The following is a 6882-nucleotide window of genomic DNA, read 5'->3' as shown; positions in this document are numbered from 1 at the left end:
AGCTGCTGCCCAAAGGAACCCCCGGTGGCTAATACCGCCACCAAAAGGGTCATTCCTATGATTTTAAAAGTCGTTTTCATCGCTCTTCTGATTATTCTTTGATTACCTGGATCCAGCCCTTGAACTCAGTAGTATTACCCTGTGCGTCGGTTACCCGCAGCAAGTAGAAGTAAGTACCCCCTACTTGACCAGGAGCCTCCCAGTCATTTCCGTAGTTTTCACGCTCAAGGACGTGGTCTCCGTACCTGTTGAAGATTGTAATGCTGTTGCTGGCATACTTGCCAAGGCCCTGAATCTCGAAGACATCATTTTTACCGTCACTATTCGGTGAGATCACATTTGGAATACGGAATGGTTCGATTTCAGTGTCATCGCTAGCTGTATTGTCAGCATCATTTAGATCGTCCTCATTGGATCCGACTACCACTGTATTGACAACTTTGCCTGCAGCACCGGCTTTAACCCGAATCTGAATCGTCACTGATTTGCCTGCTCCCAGGAATGGTATGGTGAAGGTCAGGTTATTGCCAGACACATTCGAAGTCACAGTTGAACCACTGGTGTTCTCCGTCACTGTAAAGCTTTGATAAGTCACTCCACCAGGGATGTTGTCGGTCAAAACTACATTGGTTGCTTCCGTTGCACCTGCATTGGTCACCACGATCTTATAGTCGAACAAATCACCTTCGAATACCTCGTCCTGAATTGCCTCCTTGGTAACTCTCAGATCCGCTTGGTCATTCAATATTCTGAAGTTTACCAGCGCATCATCGTTATTTTCAGGGAAGCCAGTTTCTCTAAGTACATATCTCAAAGTGTAGTCTCTGATCTCATTTACCTCTGGGATAAGGCTCAATTCACCGTTTTCGTTGATCAACAAACCGATGATGCCGTCAAGCTCAGTGAATTCAAAGTCCACATCATCGGGATCAGGACGCTGGCCTTCCAACAAATCATTGTTCAGGATATTACCGATCAAACCACCATAGCTGATAAAATGAGCTCCAAAATCATCATCATTAGCAATGATCTGTACCTCTGCCTCAAGACATCTGATACCGAAATCCATGTCAAGGAAGGTCAGGTTGCCTGATTTGGCTGTTCTGGTGATTATACCTTCAGTAGTCAGACCACATCGGGTTTCTGTTCGGCTACCGTTGATATCACTCATTCTGGCACCGGCATTGGGAAGAACCTTAACTCTATTTTTATTTCTCTGGAATACTGCTTGCTGCGCAAGGAAATTATCCAGATCAAGAGTTGCGGTGTATTCACCCATTCCAGCATCAGGCCTTACTCTCCAGTATCCCAGAATTCCAACTATAACTTGATCACTATATCCATTCGGTCCGGTCACTTTGACATTTCCACTCTGGTCGTTACCAAATCCGGCTTTGTTCAACTCGCCTTCATTCTCAGGACCATCGTATCTGCCATCACCGTTCAGGTCAAACCACTCGAACTGATCGAGGTTAATAGGTGTGTTGGTAATCGGATTCTTCGTTACCTGACCGTCATTATTGCCATCTAACCATTCGTTCTGGATGCCGTCACCGTTCAGATCATACCATACAAAGTCTCCAAGAACGATACCCTCGTAAGTCTCATACCCAAAGTCTTTCACCTGAGGCTTACAAACCTCAATAAAGGTGAAGAACAGCGAACTCTCAACCGGATACAAGCCTCTTGCTGCGTTCAGATTCGCATCCTGAACCTGTACCAAATACTGGCCCGGCGCAAAGTCTTTGAAGGTATAGCGTCCATTGGCTCCCGTCACCACAATCTGCACATCACCAGGGGTGCTCTCCTGTGGAATCAATGTCACCGGTACTCCTGCCAACGGCTCGCCTGTCATATCATTAAAGACAATACCGGTGATCAGGGTGTCATCTGCGCAGGCGATCCCCACTACTTCAGTGTCTTGGTCTTCTATCGGGTTCTCCGGATTAAGCGGGTTGGTTGCACTCACACTGGCCACATTCACTAGCTCTTTCTGGGCCGCTATATCCGCAATAGTCACGGTGTAGGAAGTAGTAAATTCCTTCTCCTCACCTGGAAGCAAGAGTTCAATTGTCTCTTCCAATCCGGTCATAGGATCGGACACTTTCACGTTCAGCAATGGAGCTGTACCAGTATTGGTCACAGTAAGAGTATAGGTAATAACCTCCCCTTCATCGGATACCGTGGTCTTGTCGGCCGTTTTCTCAATACTGATTCCAGCTTCAAGGTCCAAATTGACAATGGCCTGGCTCTCGGCAGATAACAGCGTTCCAGTTGGGGCGTGAACCGCCTTCACATTGGCGATATTCACAATCGGCTCTCCGCTCAGAATATCCGCCAAAGTCACTGTATAAGTTGTCTGGAAGGTCTTCTCTTCACCTGGAGCAAGACTGATTCCCGGTACCGACAAGCCGGTCTTCGGATCTGTCAAATCCCCACTGGAAAGAGTCACGTTACCTGTGTTTTTCACCACCAGAGTATAGTTCAGGACAATTCCCGCACGGCTTACCGAGTTCAGGTCAACCGATTTGTCCAGTGTGATAGACGGATTTGACTTGATTGGAGTCTCCTCCACAGTTTCATCCGTAGGATCTTCCTCGTCTGGGCTGTCGCCTTCGGCAAGTGCCGTGTTCAACACAAAGCCTTTGTCCACATCCGCCTGGGTCACCACATAGTCAGTGTTCACCGCTGTGAATGCTCCAGGATTCAGCGTGCCCAGATTCTGATCAAGTCCGGTCAATGGATCCTTAACAGTAACATTTGTCAAGGCAGCATTTCCTGTATTGGTCACTGTCAGGGTATAGGTAATTACATCACCTGCTCCGTCTATCTGGGCTCCGTTGTCAGATTTTACAATCTGGATGCTTGGATTCCTTTCAATTGGGGTCTCCACATCGTCCTGGTCGGTCGGGGTGTCTTCATCCGGACTTTCCGCTGAGGTCAAGCCTGTATTCAACACAAAGCCTTTGTCCACATCCGCCTGGGTCACCACATAGTCGGTGTTCACCGCTGTGGATGCACCAGGATTCAGCGTGCCCACATTCTGATCAAGTCCGGTCAATGGATCACTTACTTTCACATTAGTCAAAGTCACATTGCCCGTGTTAGTCACTGTCAGGGTGTACGTGATCACATCTCCTGCACCATCTACCAAGGCACCGTTGTCCGTTTTCACGACCTGGATGCTTGGGTTCCTTTCAATCGGAGTCTCCTCTTCGTCCTGGTCGGTCGGTGTGTCTTCATCCGGACTTTCCCCAGAGGTCAAGCCGGTATTCAACACAAAGCCTTTGTCCACATCCGCCTGGGTCACCACATAGTCGGTGTTCACAGCTGTGAATGCTCCAGGATTCAGCGTGCCCAGATTCTGATCAAGTCCGGTCAAAGGATCGCTTACTGTCACATTAGTCAAAGTCACATTGCCAGTGTTAGTCACTGTCAGGGTGTACGTGATCACATCATCTGCTCCATCTACGGTAGCTCCGTTGTCGGTCTTCTCGATCTGAATCGCCGGTCTTCTCGGTGCATCTACAATCTCCTGATCTTCATCTTCAACTGTTTGGGGCTGCTCGCCGGCAGTTTCCGCAGTCACTGTTGCCACATTCACAATTCCTCCTCTGTTTATATCTTCCTGACTTACTGTGTAGGAAGTTTTTAAAGGAACGGTTTCCCCAGGAGCAAGACTCGGAATAGTAGTACTAAATCCAGTCAGTTCATCATCCACGTCAACACTTACCAAGGTAACGTTACCGGTGTTAGTCACAGTCAGGGTGTATGAAACAACCTGACCTGCTGCTGTAACCTCGGATACGTCAGCGGTTTTTTCAATTTTAACCGAAGGAGCTTGAGTGAAGCATACACTTACACCAGCCTCATCTCTAAATACTACCTCATATTCTCTGTCATTTCCTTGACCAGTACCAGGTTGCTCTTCGTTTCCAACATATTCTCTTACCTCTGCGATCGCTGTATTCTCATAGCACTTGCCGTCAATCAGCTCTTGTGTAATTTCAACAGAAACCTGATGGGTATCGGTTGCTCCAGGAGCAAGTTGTGCAACAATCCAGTTATCGCCGGTTTGAACGTCTTCCACATGGATATCAAATAGTGTCACATTACCGGTGTTCTTAACTGTAATCTCAAAGACCACTTCGTTTCCGATAATCTGCTCAAATGGAAGGGCAGTTTTGTCGATTGCCAAGCTAGGAGCCTGAGCTATCTTAACTGTCCAGCTGTCGTTGTTTTTTGCACCTTCCTCGCTGGTCACGATTGCCACGTTCACGATGTCTGCTCCCGAGTCTATGTCAGATTGCATGACAGTATAGGTAGCAGTTCCGCTAGTGCTCGCGCCAGGCGCAAGAGTAGTCGAAGCCAAGGTGATCGCTCCAAGTTTGTCATCTTCAACCAACAGTCCCGTCAGAGTGATGTTTCCTGTATTGGTCACCATGTAGCTGTATGTGATCACCTCGCCCTGCTGGCTTACAGAAGTCTTGTTAGCAGATTTCTCGATAGTAACAGCAGGCAATTGGCACAATTCCACCACAGTTGGGTGATCGCTCTCAAATATGAGGCAAGACAGATCAGTCACCATTCTATCTCCAGATTTAGCAGTTACTTCTGCCTGATTGGAAATTTCACCAGCATCGATATCGGCCTGTTGAACTACATAGTTTGCATAGTAGGTTGCTTTCTCTCCCGGCAACAATACTCCTTCCTCACTTCCCATGTCGGCGGAGATAAAGATCACTTGGGTCAAAGCTCCCGCTCCGGTGAATGCATCCGGCAATTCAGTGATGGTTACATCCGTTAGGATGGTGTTGCCTTGATTGAAGGCTACAAACCAGTAGGTGTATTCGTCGCCAACTTCCAGGCATTCCTTCTTAAGGTCTGCGTTCTTCGTCAAAGCAATGGAAAGATTCTGAGCTATCTCAACTGTCCAGCTGTCGTTGTTTTCTGCGCCTTCCTCGCTGGTCACAATTGCCACGTTCACGATGTCTGCTCCCGAGTCTATGTCAGATTGCAGGACAGTATAGGTAGCGGTTCCGCTAATGCTCGCGCCAGGCGCAAGAGTAGTCGAAGCCAAGGTGATCGCTCCAAGTTTGTCATCTTCAACCGACAGTCCAGTCAGAGTGATGTTTCCGGTATTGGTCACCGTGTAGCTATATTCGATCACCGCGCCCTGCTGACTTACAGAAGTCTTGTTAGCAGATTTCTCGATCTTAACAGCAGGCAATTGGCACAATTCCACTACGGTTGGTTCATCATATTCAAACATCAAGGAAGACAAATCGGTCACCAGTTTATCTCCAGATTTAGCAGTTACTTCTGCCAGATTGGAAATTTTACCAGCATCGATATCGTCTTGTTGAACCACATAGTCCACATAGTAGGTAGCTTGTTCTCCCGGCAACAACACTCCTTCTACACTTCCCTTGTCAGCGGCAATGAAAGTCACAGGGGTCAAGGCCCCAGCGCCAGTAAATGCGTCTGTCAATTCAGTGATCACTACATCTGTTAAGGTAGTGTTGCCTGTGTTGAAGGCTACGATCCAATAGGTGAATTGATCACCGACCTCAAGACATTCCTTCTTCAGTTCAGCGTTCTTCGTCAAAGCAATTGACGCATTCTGTGCTATAGAAGTCTCAGCGGTATCTTTTTGTTCTCCAGTTTGACCTGAAGTAATTATAGCTGTATTTATCAAAGTTTCACCAGCGTTGATATCACTTTGAGTGGCATCGTAGGTGACAGTATAAATCCAGGTTTCACCAATATTCAATACACCCGAATCGGTGGCATCTCCAGACGGATTGGCAAGGATTACTTCCGAACCATTTGGCATGAGGTCTTTCACCTCAACACCTGTCAAATCAGAAGAACCTGTGTTTCTAACAGTAATAGTATAGTTCAAAGTCTGTGGCGTACTGATAGAAGTCACATCCACATCTTTTGTAATCGTAAGTCCGCAGATTGGCTGTGGATTAATGGTTACACTAGAAGAAACGATGCAACCGGTTTCCATGGTTCTTGCATAAATCAGGTATTGTCCTTGATTTAGATTTCCGAATAGGATTCCAGTGGATGCAAACTGTGGATCCAAAGAATACTCCATACCCTGCACTGGAGACTGAATTTCAATCGTGCCGGTAGCTATGTCGCAAGTTGGCTGTATAACTACCCCCACTGGGGCATCAGGAGTCACATACTCAATGGTCACATTGGAAACAGCTTCCTCAGTGCATGGTGCAGTCGCTGCTACAGTATAGGTGTAGACATTGCCCACATTGCTCCAAGTTCCGTTGGTGTCCGGGGTTCCGCCCAAGGCTGCAAACAGCAGTTCGTTGGTGATCTCGGTTCCTTCGCAAACTGTCAGAGTTCCGTTTTCTCCTGCATTTGGAGTTGAGCCTTCAGTGACAGTCACGGTCGCAGTATCTGCTTCGGTGCATGGTGCAGTGGCTGCTACGGTATAGGTGTAGACATTGCCAACATTGCTCCAGGTTCCGTTGGTGTCAGGTGTTCCGCCCAAGGCTGCAAACAGCAGTTCGTTGGTGATTTCAGTTCCTTCGCAAACTGTCAGAGTTCCGTCAGTTCCTGCGTCAGGTCCTTCCTGGATGGTTACGGTGACAGTGGATGTTGCTTCCTCGGTGCATGGTGCAGTGGCTGCTACAGTATAGGTGTAGACATTGCCCACATTGCTCCAGGTTCCGTTGGTGTCCGGGGTTCCGCCCAAGGCTGCAAACAGCAGTTCGTTGGTGATCTCGGTTCCTTCGCAAACTGTCAGAGTTCCGTTTTCTCCTGCATTTGGAGTTGAGCCTTCAGTGACAGTCACGGTCGCAGTATCTGCTTCGGTGCATGGTGCAGTGGCTGCTACGGTATAGGTGTAGACAT

1 protein-coding gene is annotated in these 6882 nt (G+C 47.8%); it reads right to left on the bottom strand.

The features are described from left to right. Nucleotides 1-91 precede the first annotated feature (91 nt). A partial coding sequence (locus B0E43_RS21965) for a gliding motility-associated C-terminal domain-containing protein (protein WP_139352850.1) occupies nucleotides 92-6882 on the bottom strand: 6791 nt, incomplete at its 5' end.

It is taken from the genome of Algoriphagus sp. A40 (genome assembly GCF_002002735.1).
Lineage (GTDB): Bacteria > Bacteroidota > Bacteroidia > Cytophagales > Cyclobacteriaceae > Algoriphagus.
This window is presented reverse-complemented; position numbering and strand designations above follow the sequence as displayed.